The sequence below is a fragment of the Cupriavidus sp. 05N40 genome (genome assembly GCF_056397305.1).
Window position 1 is genome coordinate 1 of record NZ_JBFTND010000066.1, and the last position, 22,210, is coordinate 22,210.

At 68.5% G+C, this 22,210-nt stretch carries 22 protein-coding genes; 13 read left to right on the top strand and 9 right to left on the bottom strand.

Translation table 11 applies throughout. The features are described from left to right. Window positions 1-40: 40 nt before the first annotated feature. The 3 genes from AC1DO7_RS16980 to AC1DO7_RS16990 all read right to left on the bottom strand — a co-directional run bounded on the left by AC1DO7_RS16980 (window position 41) and on the right by AC1DO7_RS16990 (window position 1,869). Window positions 41-403: a hypothetical protein gene (locus AC1DO7_RS16980; RefSeq protein WP_441621146.1), complete on the bottom strand. Its 363-nt coding sequence runs from the start codon at window positions 401-403 to the stop codon at window positions 41-43. A 356-nt stretch (window positions 404-759) separates the two neighbouring features. Then, the gene (locus AC1DO7_RS16985; protein WP_441621148.1) at window positions 760-1,053 is read right to left on the bottom strand and encodes a hypothetical protein; all 294 of its coding nucleotides are present in this window, start codon (window positions 1,051-1,053) and stop codon (window positions 760-762) included. Between the two features lie 87 nt (window positions 1,054-1,140). Then, on the bottom strand, window positions 1,141-1,869 hold the full coding sequence (locus AC1DO7_RS16990) for an oxygen-binding di-iron domain-containing protein (RefSeq protein WP_441621150.1): 729 nt from the start codon (window positions 1,867-1,869) through the stop codon (window positions 1,141-1,143). A 241-nt stretch (window positions 1,870-2,110) separates the two neighbouring features. On the opposite strand from AC1DO7_RS16990, the gene AC1DO7_RS16995 reads away from it, so the two are divergent. Next, complete coding sequence (locus AC1DO7_RS16995; protein WP_441621152.1) at window positions 2,111-3,262, top strand: zinc-binding dehydrogenase; 1,152 nt, start codon at window positions 2,111-2,113, stop codon at window positions 3,260-3,262. 129 nt (window positions 3,263-3,391) lie between these two features. Here the strand turns inward: AC1DO7_RS16995 and AC1DO7_RS17000 are convergent, their stop codons facing one another. Then, complete coding sequence (locus tag AC1DO7_RS17000) at window positions 3,392-4,222, bottom strand: oxidoreductase (RefSeq protein WP_441621153.1); 831 nt, start codon at window positions 4,220-4,222, stop codon at window positions 3,392-3,394. Window positions 4,223-4,366: 144 nt separating this feature from the next. On the opposite strand from AC1DO7_RS17000, the gene AC1DO7_RS17005 reads away from it, so the two are divergent. From AC1DO7_RS17005 to AC1DO7_RS17015, 3 genes are all read left to right on the top strand, one after another. Continuing rightward, complete coding sequence (locus AC1DO7_RS17005; protein WP_441621155.1) at window positions 4,367-5,272, top strand: LysR family transcriptional regulator; 906 nt, start codon at window positions 4,367-4,369, stop codon at window positions 5,270-5,272. Window positions 5,273-5,423: 151 nt separating this feature from the next. Then, the gene (locus AC1DO7_RS17010) at window positions 5,424-5,810 is read left to right on the top strand and encodes a VOC family protein (RefSeq protein WP_441621157.1); all 387 of its coding nucleotides are present in this window, start codon (window positions 5,424-5,426) and stop codon (window positions 5,808-5,810) included. Between the two features lie 84 nt (window positions 5,811-5,894). Continuing rightward, entirely contained in the window at window positions 5,895-6,656 is a 762-nt protein-coding gene (locus tag AC1DO7_RS17015; protein ID WP_441621158.1) for a 3-oxoacyl-ACP reductase, read from the top strand. A 73-nt stretch (window positions 6,657-6,729) separates the two neighbouring features. On the opposite strand, the gene AC1DO7_RS17020 is transcribed toward AC1DO7_RS17015, so the two are convergent. Both AC1DO7_RS17020 and AC1DO7_RS17025 read right to left on the bottom strand, forming a co-directional pair. Beyond that, window positions 6,730-7,548, bottom strand: coding sequence for an isocitrate lyase/PEP mutase family protein (locus tag AC1DO7_RS17020; RefSeq protein ID WP_477116349.1), 819 nt, complete (start codon window positions 7,546-7,548; stop codon window positions 6,730-6,732). Window positions 7,549-7,671: 123 nt separating this feature from the next. Next, complete coding sequence (locus AC1DO7_RS17025) at window positions 7,672-8,550, bottom strand: LysR family transcriptional regulator (protein WP_477116350.1); 879 nt, start codon at window positions 8,548-8,550, stop codon at window positions 7,672-7,674. 136 nt (window positions 8,551-8,686) lie between these two features. On the opposite strand from AC1DO7_RS17025, the gene AC1DO7_RS17030 reads away from it, so the two are divergent. The 6 genes from AC1DO7_RS17030 to AC1DO7_RS17055 all read left to right on the top strand — a co-directional run bounded on the left by AC1DO7_RS17030 (window position 8,687) and on the right by AC1DO7_RS17055 (window position 15,800). Beyond that, a complete protein-coding gene (locus AC1DO7_RS17030) occupies window positions 8,687-9,670 on the top strand; it encodes an NAD(P)H-quinone oxidoreductase (RefSeq protein ID WP_441621164.1) in 984 nt (327 codons plus the stop codon). A gap of 95 nt (window positions 9,671-9,765) precedes the next feature. Then, entirely contained in the window at window positions 9,766-10,665 is a 900-nt protein-coding gene (locus tag AC1DO7_RS17035) for a LysR family transcriptional regulator (RefSeq protein ID WP_441621166.1), read from the top strand. Window positions 10,666-10,915: 250 nt separating this feature from the next. After that, the gene (locus AC1DO7_RS17040; RefSeq protein ID WP_441621168.1) at window positions 10,916-11,527 is read left to right on the top strand and encodes a glutathione S-transferase family protein; all 612 of its coding nucleotides are present in this window, start codon (window positions 10,916-10,918) and stop codon (window positions 11,525-11,527) included. A 49-nt stretch (window positions 11,528-11,576) separates the two neighbouring features. Continuing rightward, window positions 11,577-13,697 carry a 2Fe-2S iron-sulfur cluster-binding protein gene (locus AC1DO7_RS17045; RefSeq protein WP_441621170.1) on the top strand — a complete coding sequence of 707 codons (2,121 nt, stop codon included), beginning with the start codon at window positions 11,577-11,579 and terminating at the stop codon, window positions 13,695-13,697. 273 nt (window positions 13,698-13,970) lie between these two features. Next, window positions 13,971-14,843 (top strand): fumarylacetoacetate hydrolase family protein, encoded by an 873-nt coding sequence (locus AC1DO7_RS17050; protein ID WP_477116351.1) that lies wholly within the window; start codon window positions 13,971-13,973, stop codon window positions 14,841-14,843. 21 nt (window positions 14,844-14,864) lie between these two features. Beyond that, entirely contained in the window at window positions 14,865-15,800 is a 936-nt protein-coding gene (locus AC1DO7_RS17055; RefSeq protein WP_441621173.1) for a VOC family protein, read from the top strand. 60 nt (window positions 15,801-15,860) lie between these two features. Here the strand turns inward: AC1DO7_RS17055 and AC1DO7_RS17060 are convergent, their stop codons facing one another. The 3 genes from AC1DO7_RS17060 to AC1DO7_RS17070 all read right to left on the bottom strand — a co-directional run bounded on the left by AC1DO7_RS17060 (window position 15,861) and on the right by AC1DO7_RS17070 (window position 19,058). Next, window positions 15,861-16,637 carry a GntR family transcriptional regulator gene (locus AC1DO7_RS17060; RefSeq protein WP_441621199.1) on the bottom strand — a complete coding sequence of 259 codons (777 nt, stop codon included), beginning with the start codon at window positions 16,635-16,637 and terminating at the stop codon, window positions 15,861-15,863. 133 nt (window positions 16,638-16,770) lie between these two features. Further along, complete coding sequence (gene gdhA, locus AC1DO7_RS17065) at window positions 16,771-18,114, bottom strand: NADP-specific glutamate dehydrogenase (RefSeq protein WP_441621175.1); 1,344 nt, start codon at window positions 18,112-18,114, stop codon at window positions 16,771-16,773. 296 nt (window positions 18,115-18,410) lie between these two features. Beyond that, window positions 18,411-19,058 carry an IclR family transcriptional regulator gene (locus AC1DO7_RS17070; RefSeq protein ID WP_477116352.1) on the bottom strand — a complete coding sequence of 216 codons (648 nt, stop codon included), beginning with the start codon at window positions 19,056-19,058 and terminating at the stop codon, window positions 18,411-18,413. A gap of 104 nt (window positions 19,059-19,162) precedes the next feature. Here AC1DO7_RS17070 and AC1DO7_RS17075 point away from each other — a divergent pair, with 104 nt between their 5' ends. The 3 genes from AC1DO7_RS17075 (at window position 19,163) to AC1DO7_RS17085 (ending at window position 22,161) form a co-directional block, all read left to right on the top strand. After that, window positions 19,163-20,164 carry a Bug family tripartite tricarboxylate transporter substrate binding protein gene (locus tag AC1DO7_RS17075; RefSeq protein WP_441621179.1) on the top strand — a complete coding sequence of 334 codons (1,002 nt, stop codon included), beginning with the start codon at window positions 19,163-19,165 and terminating at the stop codon, window positions 20,162-20,164. Between the two features lie 64 nt (window positions 20,165-20,228). Next, on the top strand, window positions 20,229-21,104 hold the full coding sequence (locus AC1DO7_RS17080; RefSeq protein ID WP_441621181.1) for a TauD/TfdA dioxygenase family protein: 876 nt from the start codon (window positions 20,229-20,231) through the stop codon (window positions 21,102-21,104). Window positions 21,105-21,432: 328 nt separating this feature from the next. After that, window positions 21,433-22,161 carry an IclR family transcriptional regulator gene (locus tag AC1DO7_RS17085; RefSeq protein ID WP_441621200.1) on the top strand — a complete coding sequence of 243 codons (729 nt, stop codon included), beginning with the start codon at window positions 21,433-21,435 and terminating at the stop codon, window positions 22,159-22,161. Window positions 22,162-22,210 lie beyond the last annotated feature (49 nt).

The window sequence follows — 22,210 nt, forward strand, 5'->3', positions numbered from 1 at the left end:
CGCACAGCCTCGTCAGGGCAGGACTGGCGTGGCAACGGCACTATTTGTCCATGCTGGCGCCGGGTGATTTCTTCTCGACGGGTGCCTTTGCAGGTGCCTTCTTGGCCGGCGCCCCCGAGTCCGTGAGCGCGGAGGCCGTGTTCTGCTTGGCACCCTGGGTGTACGGGTCGAACTTGTCATTGGCCCGCGCGGTGTCCGGCACGTAGCCGTCCTTGTTGGTGGTGCGCTGGGCATCAGGAACGTAGCCGTCCTTGTTGGTAGCCCGCTGGGGGTCTGGAACGTAGCCGTCCTTATTGGTACTGCGCATATTGTAGTCATACCGGTCGGCAGGATTCGCAGGGCCGGCGGCGTGGACGACACCAGGGACGAGAACAGCAATTGCCAATGCGATAGCGATCTTCATAGATAACTCCTTCCATTCAACGTCCATGGCCCCTGGCGCCAGCCTGGCGCGACGGTCCCCGATAGCGTAGCCGCCGGCCCTGCCAAGTTCCAGTGAGCGTTTCTGACCTTCAACCGTGGCTGGGCACCTGTGAAAATCCGGCTTGCGATGGAGTCGGTGCGATTCGCCGCGCAGACTATCAGTATAGGCCGGCCAGGCAGCACCACGCCGGGAAGACCTCCGGCAGCCGGAGCGAAAGCCCGGCACGTTCCCCTTGCATCACACCGCAACCTTTGCCATCCAAGGTATGGCATACGCCATATTGAAAAGCGCGCGGCGCGCAGAGCCAATCGTCAGCACCGCGCCACGGCCGGGCGCTAGCCCGCAACGGCAACGAACCCCGCGATCTCCGCCAGCACCGCCGAATGCAATGCCTCGCGGCTCGCCGGCATCGCCAGGAACACGCTGTTATTGTTGTCCGACGACACGCATAGCCGGATGCGGCTGACGCGATCGCCGGGGCCGTACTGGGCGCGCAGGATCCGCGTGACCGAGGCCGGATGCCAGATCACCTCCCGCAGGAAATACGAGCGCCCGTCGCCGCGCTCGGCCGGGTCCGTGACGAGATCGAATTCCGTGGTCAGGATCGCGTGCAGTTCGTCTTTGTTCATCGTCGTGGTGCTGGCACGAAAGGCCAGACGGCGCAGCTTTCCTGCGCCGCCGGCAGTCCTCCGGGGAAACAATGCGCCGCGGCAGCGCTACGCGCGCAGGGACACCGCCAGTTCCCGCAACAGGCCGGCGCAATCGCCGCGCCACGCGCTGCCGTGCATGCAGGCGAGCGTGCGCGGTGCCAGCGATGCCAGCCGCTCGAGCATGGCGCCGGTGTCCGGCGCATGGGCATAGTAATCCATGGCGTGCCGGAAGGCTTCGCTCGGGCCCAGGATGTCGCCCTCGGTGAGGGCGGGATGCCGGGCACCGGGCTGGGTGAAGAGGTCGCTGCACAGCAGTGTCCCGGTCTGCTCTTCCATCAGCACGCCGCAGTCCCAGCCATGCGGGAGATGCGGCGTGGCCAGCCAGCGCACGGTATGCTTGCCGATGCAGCGTGCCTGCCCGTCCTCCAGCGCGGCCGCCTTGCGGTCTGCGAGATCATCGATGGAGACCATGGCGGCAACGGTGCCGCACAAGGGATGCGCCTGCGGCGCGATCGCCAGCCATTGGTTCAGCGATCCGCACTCGTCCGCCTCGAAGTGCGAGAACGAGACATGGCGCAGGCGTTCGGGCGGCATGACGCTGGCAACGGCCTCGCGCACCAGTTCGAACAGCTTGCGCGGACCAGTGTGGAACAGCAGCGGCTCGTCATCCAGCACCAGGTACTGGTTGAAGGAGAAGCCGCCCGGACCGCCTTCGATGATGACCGGCGTATTGATGCGGTAGATCCCGTCCGACACTTCGTGGACATTGGTGCCCGACAAGGCATTGGTGATCATTGGCAGTCTCCTTGATATCGGCGGCCGGTCGGCGCGGGCCGGTTTCTGCGGCGCCCCTCCCCGAGGGCCACTGCTCAGTCTAGGCGAGCGCGGTGGCCGGCGCCACGCCGGCGCCCGGCATCCGCCGTTGCCCCCGCCAACCCGATTTCCCATCTTGCAGTAGGATTGCGCCAGCGCGGAAACCGGCCACTGCCCGAGCCGCCCGCGACCTGCAAAACCTACCGGATCCAGGAGATACCGCATGCCTACCGATACCCCACGCACCGCCCTTCAACTGCGCTCGCTGATCAAAGGCAGCGGCGAGCTGGAATTGTCCCTGGCCAGCGTCGACGTGCCCGCGCCGGGCCCCGACGAGGTACTGGTCCGCATCGAAGCATCGCCCCTCAATCCGTCTGACCTGGGGCTGCTGTTCGGCGCGGCCGACATGAGCGCGGCAAAGGCCGGCGGAACAAAAAGCCAGCCGGTCGTGACCGCACGGGTGCCCGAGGGCGCGATGAAGGGCATGGCCGGCCGGCTCGACGAATCGATGCCGGTGGGCAACGAGGGTGCGGGCGTGGTGGTTGGCGCCGGCTCGTCCGCCGCGGCGCAGACGCTGCTCGGCAAGACCGTGGCGGTGCTTGGCGGCGCGATGTATTCGCAATACCGCTGCGTGCCGGTGGCGCAGTGCCTGGTGCTGCCGGAAGGGGCCACGCCCGCGCAAGGCGCTTCGTCGTTCGTCAATCCGCTGACGGCGCTGGGCATGGTCGAGAGCATGCGGCGCGAGGGGCACAAGGCGCTGGTGCATACTGCCGCGGCGTCCAACCTCGGCCAGATGCTCAACAAGATCTGCCAGAAGGACGGCATCGGCCTGGTGAATATCGTGCGCAAGCAGGAGCAGGCGGATCTGCTCAAGTCGCTCGGCGCGACCTATGTCTGCAACATGGCTTCGCCCACCTTCACGCAGGATCTGACGGACGCGATTGCCGCCACCGGCGCGACGATCGCCTTCGACGCCACCGGCGGCGGCAAGCTGGCCGGGCAGATCCTGGGCGCCATGGAAGCGGCCTTGAGCAAGACCGCCGGCGTCTACAGCCGCTATGGCTCCACGACGCACAAGCAGGTCTACCTCTACGGCGGCCTGGACACCAGCCCGACCGAGTTCGTGCGCAATTTCGGCATGGCGTGGAGCATGGGCGGCTGGCTGGTCTTCCCGTTCCTGCAAAAGATCGGGACCGAAGCGGCCAACGCACTCAAGGCGCGCGTGGTGGCGGAGCTGCATACGACCTTTGCCAGCCACTACGCCGGCGAGATCTCGCTGGCCGAGGCGCTGGACCTGGACCAGATCGCGGTCTATAACAAGCGCGCTACCGGCGAGAAGTTCCTGCTCAATCCGAACAAGGGCCTGGCGGACTGAGTCCCGGCAATCAGGAGCGGGGCCGTGCGGCCTCGCGGCCTTGTCGCCTTGAGGCTTTGCCCCCCTCTCCCATGAAATGGGCGAGGGGAGACAACACGCAGCATTGCCTGGCCCCGCTTCGGCCTGCCGTCACTCCGTGAAATCGGTACTCACGGTGACGTGCTCCCACTTGTCGATTTCCGCCGTCAACGCCTTGAGCTTCTCGCGCACGAAGCCGAGCGCGTCGGTGCCGAGCAGCAGGTGCACGGGCGGATCCTGCGCGGCCACCACGGCCAGGATCGCCTGCGCCGCCTTGCGCGGATCGCCGGGCTGCTTGCCCGAGCGGGCGGCGCGCGCGGCCCGCAGCGGCGCCAGCATGGTGGCGTAGTCCTCGATCTCCGAGGCCGTGCGCTGCATGGAGCGGCCGGCCCAGTCGGTGCGGAATGCGCCCGGCTCGATGGCCGTCACCTTGATGCCGAACTCGCGCACTTCCTTGGACAGCGCCTCGTTGATCCCCTCCAGCGCGAACTTGCTGGCGTTGTAGATGCCCACGCCGGGGAAGGTCATCAGCCCGCCCATGGAAGTCACGTTCAGGATATGGCCGCGGCGGCGCTGGCGCATATGGGGCAGGACCGCCTGCGCCACGCTGATGGCGCCGAACACATTGACGTCGAACTGCGCGCGGATATCCGCCGGCGTGGCTTCCTCGATGCTGCCTTCGTAGCCGTAGCCGGCATTGTTGACCAGCACGTCGATCTCGCCCACCTCGCGCTCGATCTGCGCCACCACGCCGGGGATGGCCGCGTCGTCGCGCACGTCGAGTATGTAGCCGAAGGACTGGCCCCTGGCCAGCGCGGCAAACTCGGCGCGCTGCGCTTCGTTGCGCAGCGTGCCCGCGACCTTGTCGCCCTGCGCGATGACGGCTTGCGCCAGCGCGCGCCCGAAACCGGTGCTCACGCCGGTAATGAACCAGGTTTTCATCACTTCTCTCCAGATGGTTTGCTTCAAAGGCCTTGCCCGATGGGTGCCACCGTGCCCGGCGGCACCCGCACAACGCAGTATGGATGTTGCGGACCGTATCAAGAAGACAGATAATCCAAAAGGACTTTGCAAGTAATTTGCATAATGAACCAAGCAGATTTCCAGGCCTTGTCGGTCTTTGCCCGGGTGGCGCAGGAACAGAGCTTCAGCGCGGCCGCCCGCGCGCTCGGCATCCCGGTGACATCGGTGAGCTATACCGTGCGCAAGATCGAGGAGCGGCTCGGCGCCCGCCTGCTCAACCGCACCACCCGCAGCGTCAGCCTGACCGAGGCGGGCGCCAGGTTCCTCACGCGGATCGCCCCGCTGCTGCAGGAACTGGAACTGGCGATGCACGACGTGTCCGGCGCCTCCAGCCGGTCGATGGGCACGCTGCGCCTGAACGTGCCCCATTCCGCCATCCCGCTGGTGATCCAGCCTGTGCTCAAGGACTTCCTGGACGCCTACCCGGACATCAATGTCGACGTGATCGCGGATAACAGCCTGGTGGATATCGTCGGCCGGGGCTTTGACGCGGGCATCCGCTACGACAATGTGCTGGATGAAGACATGGTGGTGGTGCCGCTGGTCACGCAGATGCGCTTCTGCGTGGCCGCCTCCGCCCGGTACCTGCAATCCAGGCCGAAGCCGCGCCATCCGCGCGACCTGCTCGCGCACGAATGCGTGAACTACCGCAGCGCGGACAGCGGCGCGCTGTACCGCTGGGAGTTCGAGAAGGCCGGCGAAAAGCTGCGCATGGCCGTGACCGGGCGCATCGCCACCAACGACAACGGACTGCTGCTGCAATCCGCGCTCGACGGCTTCGGCTTCACCTATATCCAGCACCGCATTGCCGAGCCGCATCTCCAGGCCGGCCGGCTGGTGAGCGTGCTGGACGGCTGGATCCCGCGCACCGGGCTCTATCTTTATTACTACAATCGGACGGGAATGCCGAAGAAGCTGCGCGTGTTCATCGACTTCGCCAAAGCGGCACTGGGCGACAGCAGCAGCTAGCCGGGCGCCGCCCCCGCCGACCACGGCGAGATGCAGCGCCGCTCGCTGGTGAACCGGCGCGCGTCCGGCTGGCCCGACCGCGCCTGCGGCGAAGCCCAAAGCCGGAGCCCGGGGCATGACGCGCGCGACCCGAGGCCGCAAAGGAGAAGGCATGAGCATCCATCTCGACCATCTCATGGTCCCGTCGCGCGACAAGGAAGCCGCGGCGGAGCTGCTGGCCGGCCTGCTCGGCGTGCCCTGGGCCAGAACCGGCATCGGGCCGTTCGCGCCGGTGTTCGTCAGCGACAGCCTGACCCTGGACTTCGACCAGTGGAGCGGCGAAATCCCCACGATCCACTACTGTTTCCGCGTGAGCCAGGACGAATTCGATATCATCCTCGCTCGCATCGCGGCCGCCGGCATCCCGTACCGCAGCAGCGTCCACGGCCCGGTCGACCACCAGGCCGACACGCGGCACGGCGGCAGCATCGTCTACTGGAACGAGCCCGACGGCCATCAATGGGAGCTGCTGACGGTGAGCTACGCGCGCCGCCCCTAGCGCGCGGGCGCGGCGGCATGCCCCGGCTTGCCATGGCTGCCAGGCCCCATCGGCCTATCGAACAAAACGACAACAGGAATCAACGTGCTTCTGAACGAACAATGGGTACTGGTCACCGGCGGCGCGCGCGGGCTCGGCGTGGCCATCACGCGGGCGCTGGCGCGCGAAGGCGCGGGCGTGGTGATCAACTACCACCGCAGCGAGACGCAGGCACGCCAGTTGGCCGAAGCGCTCGGCCCGCGCGCGATCGCGCTGCAGGGCGACGTCACCGATCCGGCGGCGGTCGCGCGCCTCTTCAGCCAGGCAAGGGAACGGACCGGCCAGCCCATCGTTGCCGTGGTCAACAACGCGCTGGCCGATTTCCGCTTCGACGGCGACGCGCGCCCCAGGATCGGCGAGATCGGCTGGGCGCGTTTCCAGCAGCAGATCGACGGCGCCCTGCGGGGCGCGCTCAACACCGTGCAGGCCGCGCTGCCCGGCATGCGCGAAGCCGGCTTTGGCCGCATCGTCAATGTCGGCACCAACCTGTTCCAGAATCCGGTGGTGCCCTATCACGACTACACCGCCGCCAAGGCCGCGCTGCTGTCGTTCACCCGTACCGCGGCCAATGACCTCGGCCCCGACGGCATCACGGTGAACATGGTGTCGGGCGGCCTGCTGCGCACCACCGACGCCAGCGCCGCCACGCCGGAAGCCGTGTTCGATCTCATCGCCGGCCTGACGCCGCTGCGCCGCGTGACCACGCCGGAGGAGTTCGCCGATGCAGTGGTCTACTTCCTGTCGCCGTGGGCGCGCGCGGTCACGGGGCAGAACCTGATCGTGGACGGCGGGCTGGTCAAGGGCTGAAGACCAAACCGGCCTTGCCCGGCCCGGTCTTGCCCGCGCGGCGCCCCTTTCATGGCGCGTCCGCGGCCGCAGTTCAGGTGAAGCTGCCGAAGATATCGTTCAGTTGCCGGGACGGCGTCGCGCCGCCCAGCCCTTCGAACGAACCGGCCTTGAGCTGTTCGGCGGCAGCCAGCATGCCGGCCCATGCCGCGCGTGCCAGCCCGCCGCCGACGCTGATGCGCCGCACGCCCAGGTCGGCCAGTTCGGCCACGCTCATCCCGGGACGCATCATCAGCACGTTGAGCGGCCTGGGCGCGACGGCGCGGACCATGGCCACGATATCGGCCTTCGCCACCACGCCGGGCGCGTACAGGCAATCGGCGCCGGCCTCGGCGAAGGCGACCAGCTTGTCGATGGCGGGCGCGAGCGCGGTGGGGTCGGCGAGCATGCCTTCGGTGCGGGCGACCAGGAGCACGTCTTYGCCCGAATCGTCGATGGCGGCACGCGCGGCGCGGATGCGCTCGACGGCGAGCGCCTTGTCATACAGCCCGCCGCCGCGCGCATCGAGATCCTCGATGGACAGGCCGGCCACGCCTGCCTGGACGGCGAGGCGCACATTGCCGGCCACGCCTTGCGGATCGTCGGCGAAGCCGGATTCGAAATCCGCATTGACGGGCAGGTCGACGGCGGCGCACAGGGCGGTCAGGTGCTGCAGCACGTCGTCGCGCCCGACCGCGTTGTCGGCGCGCCCCAGCGACCACGCCAGGCCCGAGCTGGTCGAAGCCAGCGCGCAAAAGCCAAGGTGCTGCAGCATGCGCGCGCTACCCACGTCCCAGGGATTGGGCAGCACGAAACAGCCCTGCTCGTGCAGGGCGCGGAAGGCGGCTCGCTTGCCGGCGGTGGTGCGGGTCATCGATGTCTCCTGTCCTGCTTTGTGTGCGATTGGCGCGGCGAGGCAAAAGGCAAAAGGCAAAACGCAAAAGGCGCCGGGCCGGGAAACTCTACTGCGAACGGCGGCGCAAGGCCAGCGCGCCGGTCAGCCGTCCTCGCGGCTTTCGAACGCATGCACGATCTCGTCGATCATGGCCCGCACGCGCGCGGTGTGGCGCAGGTCCTGGTGGGTGACGAGCCAGACCTCGTATTGCATGGCGTGCGTGCGCTCAGGCCAGATCCGCACCAGCCCTTCGCGCTCGGCCAGGTAGACCGGCACTTCGCCGATGGCGATGCCGGCCTTGATGGCCGTGCGCAGCATCAGGCTGGAATAGACGCCAGCAACGATACGGCCCGCGTGCATGGGCTCGCCGACCATCGTCGGCGCGCGGTTGCCGGTCATCAGCGGCTGGAAGACGACCAGGTCGTGACCGGCGAACGCGGTGCCGGCCACCGGCTCGCCGTGCCGCTCCAGGTAGGCGGGCGAGGCATACAGCCCGACCGGCCAGCGGGCCAGCCGGCGCGCCACCAGATCGGGGTTCTCCGGCTTCCTGGTCCTGACCGCGATATCCGCCTCGCGCCGTGCCAGGTTGAGCATGTTGGTGGACGTATTGAGCAGGATCTTCACATCGGGATGGGCGCCGTGCAGGCGGCCGATCGCGGGGATCAGGAACTCCAGCGCCAGCGAGTCCGTGGTAGTCACGCGCACCTCGCCTTCGAGCCGCGTATCCACGCCCTGCGCGTGCCTGACGAGGTCGTGCGCCGATTGCTCCATCTTCTCCGCCGAGCGCAGCACGGCCTCGCCCGCCGGCGTCRGCGCATAGCCGTCGGAAGTGCGCAGGAACAAGGTGGCGCCCAGCGCGCGCTCCAGCGCCCCGATGCGCCGGCCGACCGTGGCCTGGTCGAGCTCGAGCGTCCTGGCGGCGCGCCGCAGCGTCCGCTCCCGCTGCACGGCAAGAAAGATCCGGGTGTCGTCCCAGTTCATGAAGAGCTGCTCCTGTGCGATGCAAATTTGCATCTCTGAGATGGAATAATGCAGCATAAATTCGTCGCATTGCAAACCTATACTTGCCACATGCGACGCACAGGGCGTCTCCGGGAAAAACTCACATGAAACGCGCATGAAAGCCATCACCTTCAAGGAATTCGGCGAAGCCGACGTATTGCAGCTCGAAGAGGTGCCCGCTCCGGCGCTGCGCCCGCACGACCTGCTCGTGCGCAACCATGCCGCCGGCGTGAACCGCGCCGACCTGATCCAGCGGCGCGGCGGCTACGGCCGCCAGTCCTTCGGCGACTCGGACATCATGGGGCTGGAGATTGCCGGCGAAGTGATCGCGGCAGGCGCGGATGTCACCGGCTTCGCGCCCGGCGACCGCGTGATGGGCATCGTCGGCGGCGGCGCCTATGCGCAGGCCGCGCGCATCGACCACCGCATGGCCATGCGCATTCCGGACAGCATCGACTACGTGCGCGCCGCGGCGATCCCGGAGGTGTACGTCACCGCGCACGAGGCGCTGATCCACCTTGGCCGCGTGCAGGCAGGCGATGCCGTGCTGATCCACGCCGCGGCGGGCGGGGTGGGCTCGGCGGCGGTGCAGCTCGCGCATGCCGCGGGCGCCAGGGTGTTCGCCACCGCCGGCGCGGGCAAGCTCGGCCGCGTGCGCGAGCTGGGCGCCGACGTGGCCATTGACTACAAGGCGCAGGACTTCGCCGAGGCGGTGGCCCATGCGACGGACGGGCGCGGCGTGGATGTCGTCATCGACTTCATCGGCGCGCCTTACCTTGAGCGCAATGTGCGCTCGCTGGCGAACGGCGGCAGGCTGGTCCAGGTCGGGCTCATGGGCGGCATCGAGGGGGCTACGCTGCCGCTGGACCGGCTGCTCTACGGCCACCTGCAGATCATCGGCACGGTGATGAAGTCGCGCACGCCGCAGGCGAAGCACGCGATGACGCAACGCTTTGCCGAGCGCTGGCTGCATCGCTTCGCGGCGGGCGAGCTGTCGCCCGTGGTGGACAGCGTGTTCCCGCTCGCCGATGCCGCCGGCGCGCACCGCCGCATGGAGTCGAACCTGAGCGTGGGCAATATCGTGCTCGCGATCGACTGAAGGTCCCCGCGGGGCGGGGTACGGCTTGCCCTGTCCACCAGCGCTATACTCGCCACAAAGCGCCGCCATGCGCACAGGGCAAACGGGGAGAGACGGTGGACCGACTGCAAGCCATGAAGACCTTCGTCACCGTGGTGGAAACCGGCGGTTTCACCTCCGCCGCGCGCAAGCTCGATGTGTCGCCATCGGTCGTCAGCCGGATCGTCAATGAGCTGGAAGAGCATCTCGCCGTGCGCCTGCTGACCCGCACCACGCGGCTGGTGCGGCTGACCGATACCGGCTCGGCCTACTTCGAGAACTGCCGGCGCATCCTGGGCGAGATAGACGATGCCGAGCTGCTGGCCACCGGCTCCCATGCGGAGCCGCGCGGGCAACTCACCATCACGGCGTCGGTGTTGTTCGGCGCGGCGTACGTGATGCCGATCGTCACCGAGTATCTGCAGCGCTATCCGGATGTCGACGCCACCTGCCTGCTGCTCGATCGCGTGGTCAACCTCGTCGAAGAAGGCATCGACGTAGGCATCCGCATCGGCGAGCTGCCCGACTCCTCGCTGCAGGCCGTGCCGGTGGGCAGCGTGCGGCGCGTGCTGTGCGCGGCGCCCGCCTATCTCGAGCGCCACGGCGCGCCGCGGTCTCCGGACGATCTCGGCCGGCACACCCTCATCATGGCCAGCGGGGTCTCGGCTTCGCCGGAGTGGCGCTTCAACCGCGCCGACAGCCTGGTCCCGACGCGCCTTGAACCGCGCCTTGTCACCACCACCAACGATTCGGCCATCGTCGCCGCGATGGCCGGCTTCGGCATCGTGCGCCTGCTGTCGTACCAGGTTGCCGCACAGCTTGGCGCCGGCACGCTGCAGGTCGTGCTGGGCGATTTCGAGCCGCCCGCGCTGCCCGTCAACGTCATCCACCGCGAAGGCCGGCATGCCACGCGCAAGGTGCGCGCCTTCCTCGACCTCGCCATCGACGCGCTGCGGGCCGACCCCTCCCTGCACTGAGGCGCGCCGGGCGCCGGCCCGCCTTCCCTTCCTCCGGCAGACCGCAGCCCCATCCACGCCGGCGCCTGGCGCCCGGCGCGCCTCATTGTTGGGCCAGCGAGAAGAATCCTTTCTCGCCGGGGCCGTTTTTCCCGGACGGCAGCGGACCTAAGATGACTTCACGCACTCAGGCAAGACGCAAACGGCCACCCCGGCACGGCGCAGACAGCTTGCGGCGGTTCCCTCTCAAACGCTCCCAAGGAATCCAGTCATGAAGGTCTACCACCACCCGCTCTCCGGCCATTCGCACCGCGTCCGCCTGTTTGTCTCGCTGATCGGCGCCGATGCCGAGCTCGTCCTGGTCGATCTCGCCAAAGGCGAGCACAAGGCGCCCGCCTTCCTCAAGCTCAATCCGTTCGGCCAGGTGCCCGTGCTGGTCGACGGCGACACCGTGATCACCGATTCGAACGCGATCCTGGTGTACCTGGCCACCAAGCTGGGCAAGACCGACTGGCTGCCGGCGTCGCCCGCCGGTGCCGCCGCGGTGCAGAAATGGCTGTCGGTCGCCGCCGGCGAGATCGCCTACGGCCCCGCCGCCGCGCGCCTGATCACGGTCTTCGGCGCGGGCTTCAATGCCGAGGAAGTCATCGCGCGCGCCCACGCCATCCTCAAGGGCGTCGACGCGGCGCTGGCCGCCTCGCCGTGGCTTGCGGCGGACCACCCCACCCTGGCCGACGTGGCGCTGTACGGCTACATCGCCCGCGCCCCCGAAGGATTCGTCGACCTGGCCGCGTACGCCAACGTCAATGCCTGGCTGGCACGCGTCGAGGCCCTGCGCGGCTTTGTCGAATTCCAGACCACGCCCGCCGGCCTGGCCGCCTGACAGCAAGAACACGCCGCGGCCCGCGTGCCGCGGCAAGGAGATCGCCATCATGTCGCAGTCCCCGCTATCCGCACCCGCGCAGCTCCCTCCCCTTCCCTGGCATGCGGGCGAGCGCGTGCTGCAGGAGCGCGCCGGCGTCGCCCGCAAGATGGACGAGCTCGGCCGGCGCTTCGTGCGCGACCATATGCCGGAGCAGCATCGCGAGTTCTTCGCGCAACTGCCGGTCGTGGTGCTGGGCGCGGTCGATCCCGACGGCAACGCCTGGGCCACGCTGCGCGCCGGCGCGCCGGGCTTCCTGCACTCCCCGCACGACAAGGCGCTCGATCTCGGCCTGGCGCGCGACGCGGCCGATCCGGCCGAGCGCGGCATGGAGCACGGCGACGCCATCGGCCTGCTGGGCATCGACCTGCTGACCCGGCGCCGCAACCGGCTCAACGGCACCATCCGCCGCGAGGCATCCGGGCCCGGCGCCACGGTATTCGCGATCGCCGTGGGGCAAAGCTTCGGCAACTGCCCGCAATACATCCAGCAGCGCAACTTCGCCTTCACGCGCGATCCCGGCACGCCCGGCATCATCGCGCCGCAGCGCGCGGGCGGGCTGGATGCGCGTGCCCGTGCGCTGATCGCCGGCGCCGATACCTTCTTCGTGGCTTCCTACGCGGACCTGCCGGACGGCAGCCGGCAGGTGGACGTGTCGCATCGCGGCGGCAAGCCTGGCTTCGTGCGGCTGGACGACGACGGCGGCATGACCATTCCGGATTTCTCCGGCAACCTGTTCTTCAACACGCTGGGCAATTTCCTCCTCAACGCGCGCGCCGGGCTGGTGTTCGCGGACTTCGCCACCGGCGAGTTGCTGCAGATGACCGGCACGGCGGAAGTCATCCTCGATTCGCCTGAGATCGCCGCCTTCCAGGGCGCGGAGCGCCTCTGGCGCTTCAGGCCCGCCAGCGTCGTGCGGCGCGCGGATGCCCTGCCGCTGCGCTGGGTGCCGCAAGCCGACGGCACGTCGCCCGCGGTCGAACTCACCGGCAACTGGGACGAGGCGGCCGAGCGCCTGCGCGCCCGCTCGCTCAGCACCGCCTGGCGGCCGTTCCGCGTGACGCGGCTGGTCGAGGAAAGCATGGGCATCCGCTCCTTTCACCTCGAACCTGCCGACGGCGCCGGACTGATCCCCCACCTTGCCGGGCAGTACCTGCCGATCCGCGTGACGACGGGTTCGCCGCCGGCGCCGGCGATCCGGACCTATACGCTCTCGTCGGCGCCGTCGGACAGCGTCTACCGCATCAGCGTCAAGCGCGAAGGCGCCGTATCGCAGCACCTGCACGACAATTTCAGGGTCGGCGACATCGTCGAGGTGCGCCCGCCGGCCGGTGCCTTCACCATCGATGCCGCCGAACACCGCCCCGCCGTGCTGCTGGCCGCGGGCATCGGCGTCACGCCCATGCTGGCCATGCTGCGGCACCTGGTCTACGAAGGGCTGCGCACCCGTCATGTCCGCCCGGCCTATTTCTTCCATGCCGCTCGCACGCTGGCCGAGCGCGCCTTCGCACGCGAACTGACGGCGCTGGCCGATGGCGCGCAAGGCGCGGTGCAGTACATCCGCGTGCTGAGCGACCCGCGCGACGCCGAGCCGCAGAAGGACTTCGACGAGGCCGGCCGCATCGACACCGACCTGTTGCGCCGGCACCTGCCGTTCGGCGACTACGACTTCTACCTGTGTGGCCCGGGGCCCTTCATGCAGTCCCTCTACGACGGCCTGCGCGCGCTCAACGTGGCCGATGACCGCATCCATGCGGAAGCCTTCGGGCCGGCCGCGCTGCACCGCCGCCGCGACACGCATGCGCAAGCCGTGGTCGCGCCCGAGCCCGGCCCCAGGCCCGCCACGGCGCCGGTGCCGGTGGTCTTCACGCGCTCCGGCAAGGAAGCCCGCTGGTCGCCGGACGCCGGCTCGCTGCTGGAGCTGGCCGAACAGCGCGGACTGGCGCCCGACTTCGGCTGCCGCAACGGCAGTTGCGGCACCTGCCGCACGCGCGTCGTGCAGGGCGCGGTGGCCTATCTCGAAGCGCCGGAATTCGACGTGCCTCCCGGCGAAGCGCTGATCTGCTGCGCGGTGCCGGCCGCGCCGGCGGACGATGCGGCGGCAACCGCGCCGTTGCAGCTCGCGCTCTGATCGCAGGCCGCCGCGAGGCGGCCTGGCATGAATGGCGCCGGTCCCGGCCGACGCCGCCGCGCCCTTGCGCCTCGCGCGCCCCATGCGTCACCAGGCTCCCCGCAAACCCTTTCCCAGCCTGGACCGAGACCTGCCTCACTGCCATCGGCGGGAGCTTGCATAGTCGCCAAAACAATCTACAAACATTGTTTTTGTATATTTTTTAGACTAGCATTCCTGCCAACGGCCGCCATCCGGCGGTCGCCCGATCCCACTTCAGAGACAGGAACCCCGATGCGTTACGTCCGCTTTATCCTCGATGGCAAGAAATTCCTGGGCGCCCGCGAGGGCGACAAGATCCGCATCCTCGGCGAGGATTCGCTCGAGTCGCTGCTGGCGGCCGGCGTGGACCTGGAAACCTACGCGGCCGGGCRCACCGGCGGCCGGCTCGTCGCGGAAGCGGACATCACCTTCCTGCCCGTGGTCGAGCATCCGTCCAAGATCTTCTGCATCGGCCTGAACTACGCGGACCACACCAAGGAAAGCAAGTACGAGCAGCCGGCCTACCCCACCATCTTCCCCCGCTACGACACCAGCCTGGTCGGCCACGGCCAGCCCATCATCCGTCCGCGCGTGTCGGACACGCTGGATTACGAAGGCGAGCTGGCCGTGGTGCTGAAGAAAGGCGGCCGCCATATCTCCAGGGAAGACGCGCTGGACTGCATTGCCGGCTATGCGCTGTTCAACGACGGCTCCGTGCGCGAATACCAGTTCCTGTCGCCGCAGTGGACGGTGGGCAAGAACTTCGATGCCACCGGCGCCTTCGGCCCGGAACTGGTCACGGCCAGCGAAGTGCCGGCCGGCGGCAAGGGCCTGCTGCTCGAAACCCGCCTGAACGGCAACGTGGTGCAGTCCGCCAGCACCGACACCATGATCTTCGACATCGCCACGCTGATCTCGGTGATCAGCGAAGCCATCACGCTGGAGGCGAGCGACGTCATCGTGACCGGCACCCCGAGCGGCATCGGCTGGGCGCGCGAGCCCAGGCTGATGATGAAGCCGGGCGACGTGTGCGAAATCTCGGTAACCGGCTTCGCCCCGCTGCGCAATACCATTGCCGACGAGGCCGCAGCCGCCGGCACCGTCAGGGCAGCCATCGCCGCCTGAGCCGGCTCGCGGAGGAGACACATGGATAAATACAATGACAATGGCCGGCCCAAGGCCGCCGTGCACTCGCTCGACCACTATGCCCTGACCGTGCCGGACCTGGCGCAGGCCGGGCATTTCCTGTGCGCGTTCGGCCTGGCGGTGACGCCGCGGCAGGACCGCCTCGACGTCATGGCGCAGGACGAGCACGTGTGGGCGAAGTTCTTCGCCGGGGAGCGCAAGGCGCTCGCCTACCTGAGCTTCAACTGCTTCGCGGGCGACTTCGATGCCATCCGCCGGCAAGTGCTCGACGCCGGTGCGACCTTCGCCGACGGCGGCGCGCATGTCACGCCGGAGGGACTGTGGTTCTTCGATGCCGACGGCAACCTCATCCAGGTCAAGGTTGGCCCCAAGACTTCACCCAGCGCCAAGAGTCCGCTCGACAGCGTGCATGGCCCGGCCGACGCGCGCGGCGCGCGCTTTCGCAGCGGCGTGAAGACGGTGCGCCCGCGGCGACTGTCGCATGTGCTGCTGTTCACGCCGGGCGTATCGCGCGCACTGGCCTTCTACGAGAACGCGCTGGGCCTGCGCCTGTCGGACCGCTCGGGCGAAGGCATCGCCTTCACGCATGCGCCGCACGGCAGCGACCATCACCTGCTGGCCTTTGCCGGCAGCCCGGCGCGCGGCTGGCACCATGCCGCGTGGGATGTCGCCAGCATCGACGAAGTGGGCCAGGGCGCCGCGCAGATGGCGGCGGCCGGCTACAAGGAGGGCTGGGGCACCGGCCGGCATGTGCTGGGCTCCAACTTCTTCCACTACGTGCGCGATCCGTGGGGTTCGTTCTGCGAGTATTCGGCGGATATCGACTACATCTCTGCCGGGCAGGACTGGCCGGCCGGGGATTTCCCGCCGGAAGACTCGATGTACCAGTGGGGTCCCGACGTGCCGCCCTGCTTTATCCACAACACCGAGGCCTGACGGCGGCACGGCGCCTTTCGGCACGGCAAGCGGCACTCTGCGGGGCGCCGTTTTCCTGCCTTATGCCGCAGCCGCCTTCCTGGTGCGCGCCTTGCCCGCGGCGGCGGCGTCCTTCTGCGCCGCCAGGTATGCCATGACGAGATCGGTGGTTTCCTGGAAATGCCGGGCCAGCAGCCGGCATGCCAGCTCGGCGTCGCCCTCGATCGCGGCCTTGACGATCGCCTCGTGCTCGGCGGCGACATCGCGCTTGCGTCCGGTCTTGCGCAACGCCATCGACAACAGGCGGTACCTGGCCGTCTGGTCGCGCAGCAGGGCGGAAAAACGCAGCAGCCACGGCGAGCCGCATCCGGCCACCAGCGCCGCGTGGAAATCGGAATGCGCTTCTTCCCACTCCGGGTTCATGTGTCGGCCCTCTCCGGGCAGCAGGATGGCGATGCGCTTGAGGCGGTGGTGCGCGGCGATGAGTTGCCCTTCCCACTCCACATTGCGCGACGCGATGGCATCGCGCAGCGCCTGCGTCTCGATCTGCTGGCGCACGCGCGTGATGTCCAGCAACTCGCTCTCGGACAGCTCCGCAACGCGGAAGCCCTTCTGGTCGATGGCCACGACGAAGCCGGTGGCGCACAGGCGCGACAATGCCTCGCGCAGCGGAATCACGCCGGCCTGGTAGCGCTCGGCCAGTTCCTTGAGCCGCAGCTTGCTGCCGGCAGCCAGCTTGCCCTGGATGATTTCCTCACGGACGGTCAGCTCCAGGATGGACGCCCAGGTCCGGCCGCCGGTGTCGAATGCGCCTTCCTCTGCGGATGCCGGCGATGCGGCGGAATGTGGCGTTGGCAAGGTAGCCAAGTCAGCCCCTGTTTCATAGATATTCTGCATTTTATCTATATTTCCGCGGTGGCCGACCGGCATTTGGAGGATGTGCGTGCCGGGGCGCCGCGCCTGCGACGTACCGGCCAGGCGCCTGCTTCGCCTACACCACCCCTTGCGCCAGCATGGCATCCGCCACCTTCACAAACCCGGCCACATTGGCGCCCTCCACGTAGTTGATGAAGCCGTCCGCCTTCTGCCCGTAGTGAATGCAGTTGCCGTGGATGTCTTTCATGATTGCGTGCAGCTTCTCGTCGACCTCGGCGTGGTGCCACGACAGGCGCATGGCGTTCTGCGACATCTCCAGGCCCGAGGTGGCCACGCCGCCGGCGTTGCTGGCCTTGCCCGGCGCATAGAGGATGCGCGCGGCCAGGAAGTGGTCGACGGCGTCCAGCGTGGACGGCATGTTGGCGCCTTCGGCCACGCAGAACACGCCGTTGGCGAGCAGGCGCTGCGCATCGCTGCCGTCGAGCTCGTTCTGCGTCGCGCAGGGCAGCGCCACGTCGGCAGGCACATGCCACGGCGTGCGGCCGGTCTCGAAATGCAGGTCCTGCGCGGCGGCGAAATCGGCCAGGCGGCCGCGGGTTTCGTTCTTGAAGGCCATCAGCGCGGCCAGCTGCTCGCGGTTCATGCCCTTGGGGAAGTGCAGCACGCCGCCGGAGTCGGACACGGTCAGCACCTTGGCGCCGAGTTCGATGGCTTTCTCGGCGGCGAACTGGGCCACGTTGCCGGAACCCGAGATCAGCACGCGCAGGCCGTCGAAGCCGCGCCCGCGCCGGTGCAGCATCTCCTGCGCGAAGTACACCGTGCCGTAGCCCGTGGCCTCGGGCCGCATCAGGCTGCCGCCGAAGGCCAGGCCCTTGCCGGTAAAGATGCAGGCGGACTGGTTGGAGAGCTTCTTCATCATGCCGGTCATGAAGCCGACCTCGCGCGCGCCCACGCCGATATCGCCGGCGGGCACGTCGGTGTCGGGGCCGAGGTGGCGGTACAGCTCGGTCATCAGCGCCTGGCAGAAGCGCATGACTTCGCCATCGGACTTGCCCTTGGGATCGAAGTCGGAGCCGCCCTTGCCGCCGCCCATGGGCAGCGTGGTCAGCGCGTTCTTGAAGGTCTGCTCGAAGCCGAGGAATTTCAGCACGGAGAGATTGACCGTGGGATGCAGGCGCATGCCGCCCTTGTAGGGGCCGATGGCGGAGCTGTGCTGGACGCGGAATGCGCGGTTGACCTGTACCTGGCCGCGGTCGTCGGTCCATGCCACGCGGAACTGGATCACGCGCTCGGGTTCCACCAGCCGCTCGAGCAGGGCCTGCTCGCCGTAGCGCGGATGCTGCTCGACGAACGGCCACAGCGTCATCATGACTTCCTTCACGGCCTGGAGGAACTCAGGCTGGTCAGGGTCGCGCCGGGCAACCCCGGCCAGGAAGGATTCGAGGGAGGCAGATCTCACGGGTGTCTCTTCGTAACGGTTGTGCTGCTTGGCAAGGAGACGGCCGCCGCGGATACATGTCCGCCGGCATGCCGAGGGATGCCGCGGCGCCGCCGGCAGGACTTCCCGGGCGACGCTGTTGCGGCCATGTCAATACATTCATGATTGGGTATGCATGTATCGACAAGGGCGAACTTTAGCATCCGCCGTGCCTTGGCAGGCATGTGAGGAAAGCGCTGCGACGGCAAAGCGCCGCCTGCGAGGTGCAGAGTCCGTTTTTTCCGTGCGATCAACGGCCAGGCGCGGCCCGCGGCAGCTCACACCGGCGCCAGCCCGATCAGGCGGCTGATATTGGCCGCCGCCCTTTGCAGCGCGGGCACGATCTCCGCCGGAATCCGCTCCGGCGTCGCCTCGCCCGCCGAGGTGGAGATGCCCAGCGACAACTGCCGCGACCCCGCGGCGGGCACCGGCACCGAAACCGATACCTGGTTGCTCTCCGGGTAGGCCAGCACGCTCCATTCGCCCGGCGGCAGCGGCAAGGCCATCGCCAGCGCGCTGCCGGGCGGCAGCACGCTGCCGACGCGCAGGTTCATCACCACCAGCCGGCGCCGCTCGGCGGGCGCCATGGCCCGCCCGATGATGATCACGCCCTCCGGATTGGCTTCGCCCAGGTTGGCCGTGCCGGAGTAGGCGTCGGCGAGCTGCTGCAGTCCTTCTTGCACGGCTTCGGTCRCGCCGAGGCTTTCCAGCGCCGCGAAACCGATCTCGAAGATGCGGGTGGTCAGGCGCCAGCGATTGCCTTCGCGCGCCACATAGGCGTCCTCTTCCAGCGTCAGCAGAAAGCGCAGCACCGTGGGATGCGGCAGGTCCACCGCGCGCGAAAGCTCCGCCAGCGTGGGACGCCCGTTGTGGCGGAACGCCTGCAGGATGGCTAGACACCGCTGGATCGATCTATTATTCTTCATTCGCCAACCGTTCACCTAGAGGACTATACGTTCATCTAGTGAACATACTAAAGCAATGAGAAGGCCGCGGCAAGTACCGCGCCTCGTTCCTTACGGAGACAAACATGACACCCTTGGCCCCCGCGCGCGCCCGCGCCCTCCTTATCCTTGCCTCCCTGGCCGCACTGGCTGCGGCCACCGCCCCGCTTGCCGCGCGTGCCGCCGACGCCTGGCCCTCCCGGCCGATCAAGTGGGTGGTGCCCTACCCGCCGGGCGGCTCGACCGACATGCTGGCGCGCATCGTCGGCCAGAAGCTCAGCGAGCGGCTGCGCCAGCCCGTGGTGGTGGAAAACAAGGCCGGCGCCGGCGGCAACGTGGGCACCGACTACGTCGCCAAGCAGCCGGGCGACGGCTACACCATCGTGATGGGCAATATCGGCCCCATCGCCATCAACCCTTCGCTCTATCCCGACCTGCCCTATAGCCCGCTCAAGGACCTGGCGCCGGTGACCATGCTGATGGCGGTGCCGAACCTGCTGGTGGTCAACCCGGCGCTGCCGGTGCATTCGGTGCAGGAACTGGTCGACTACGGCAAGCGGCAGCCGGCGCCGCTCAGCTTTGCCACGCCGGGCGCCGGCACCTCGCTGCACCTGGCGGGCGAACTGTTCGCCACCACCGCCGGCCTGCGCCTGACCCACGTGCCGTACAAGGGCAGCGCGCCGGGCCTGAACGACACCATGGCCGGCCACGTGCCGCTGATGTTCGACAACATGCCGTCCGCGCTGCCGCTGGTGAAGGCCGGCAAGCTGCGCGCGCTGGCCATCACCAGCGCGCAGCGCTCGCCGCAGTTGCCGGACGTGCCCACCATGGCCGAGGCCGGCCTGCGCGGCTACGAGATCGCGGGATGGTTCGGCGTGCTGGTGCCGGCGGCCACCCCCAAACCCATCGTGGCCCGGCTCGACGCAGAGCTGCAGGCGGTGCTGAACCTGCCCGACGTGCGCCGCAAGCTCGAAGAGATGGGCGGCATCGTCTCGGGCGCCGGCCCCCAGCCGTTCGGCCGCTATATCGAGGCGGAGGCGCGCAAGTGGGGCACGCTGGTGCACAGCGCCAGCATCACCATCCAATGAACCGCGGCGCCACCGGCCATCGGCCATTGACCGCAGCCTGCCGCATCCACCACGGAGACCAACCATGACGCAATACCGTTTTATCGAAGTCCAGCCCATCGCCGGCGCGCTCGGTGCGGAGATCGGCGGAGTCGACCTGGCAAAGCCGCTGCCGGCGGAAACCTTCGCCGAGATCCGCGCCGCGCTGCATGCGCACCTGGTGATCTTCTTCCGCGGCCAGGAACTCACGCCCGGGCAGCACAAGGCCTTCAGCGCGCATTTCGGCGAACTGCTCGAAGTGCCGTTCATCCGCGCGCTGCAGGGCCACCCGGAAATCCTGCCGGTGATGAAAGGCAAGACGGAACAGACCCGGCGCAATTTCGGCGGCCTGTGGCATTCCGACATGAGCTACGCCGAGCAGCCGCCGATGGGCTCCGCGCTCTATGCGCGCGTGATCCCGCCCTATGGCGGCGACACGCTGTGGACCAATATGTACCGCGCCTACGATGCGCTGTCGGATGGCCTGAAGGCGGTGCTGGACAACCTGCGCGCCGTGCACAGCCCGGTGCGCTCGTACGGCGCCATGGGCGCGGTGGTCAACAACGGCGATCCGGCGCACAAGATGGACGTGCGCACCGATGCGCGCGCCAGCAGCGAGGTCACGCACCCGGTGGTGCGCGTGCATCCGGCCACCGGCAAGAAGGCGCTCTACGTCAACAGCACCTACACGCTGCGCTTCGAAGGCATGACCGAGGAAGAAAGCGCGCCCCTGCTGCAGTACCTCTACAGCCACGCGGTGCGGCCGGAGTTCACCTGCCGCTTCCGCTGGACGCGCGGCGCGCTGGCGGTCTGGGACAACCGCTGCACGCAGCATCTCGCCATGAACGACTACGACGGCTTCGACCGCGAACTGCACCGCACCACCATCGCCGGCGACCGGCCGCTTGCGGTCGCCGCCTGAGGCAGCCGGCGCGCGCCTTCGATCCGGCCAGCCCTGCGCGAAAGGCTGGCCGGAGCGCGCGCTCACCCCCACGGCAGGGCGACCTGGGTAGCAGCCCCTGGCGTTCCGGAAGTACAATCAATCTGTCTCGTTTTCCGGAACGGAGGTTGGATTGAAATCGGCATCAGCAACTGCGGCGGCGCGCAAGGCGCCTCCTGAAGCACCTAAGGCAAAAGCACCACGGAATGCCCGCCAGGCGGTCACCGCCGTGGACCTGGACGAAGAGGAGGAGGCCGCGCCGGCGCCCGGCGTCCCGCCGGACCCGGCGGCGGACCGCGACACGCCCACGCTGCGCGCCTTCGCCCTGCTCGAGTTCCTGGTGGCGGCCGACCGCCCTCTCTCGCTGGCGGAGATCATGCAGGGCTTCGAAGCGCCCAAGGCCTCGCTGCACCGCATGCTTGGCGCGCTGGAGTCCGGCGGGCTGGTGATCCGCGAGCCCGGCGCGCGCAACGCCTACGCGGTAGGACCGCGCCTGTCCCGGCTGGGCGTGGCCATCGTCACGCATTCGGGCACGCGCCAGCTGCGCCACGCCATCCTGGCGCGACTGGTGGCGGACATCGGCGAGACGGTCAACCTGACCATGCTGCACGAAACCTCGGTGCTGTACCTGGATCGCATGGAAGCGCCGTGGCCGCTGCGGCTGGACCTGAAGCCGGGCTCGCGCGTGCCGCTGCACTGCTCGGCCAGCGGCAAGCTGCTGCTGTCGCTGCTGCCGCGCGAGCAACGCGCGGCGCTGGTGCGGCAACTGCCGCTGGAGCGCTTCACGCCCAACACCATCACCGACGTGGAACTGCTCGAAGCCGAGCTGGACCGCAGCGCGCACAAGCAGCTCGGCGTGGACAACGAGGAATTCGTCGCTGGCATTTCCTGCGTGGCGGTGCCGGTGCGCGACGAGCGCGGACATGTGGTTGCGGCGCTGGCGGTGCATGCACCCACGGCCCGCTCGCCGCTGTCGCGCTCGCTGGAGTTCGTGCCACGCCTGCAGGAAACGGCCAGGGAGCTGGCCGCTACTTTCTGAGCAGCCTGCATGGACGCCGCCGTTTGCCAGGTAGAGAACGGGTGATTCA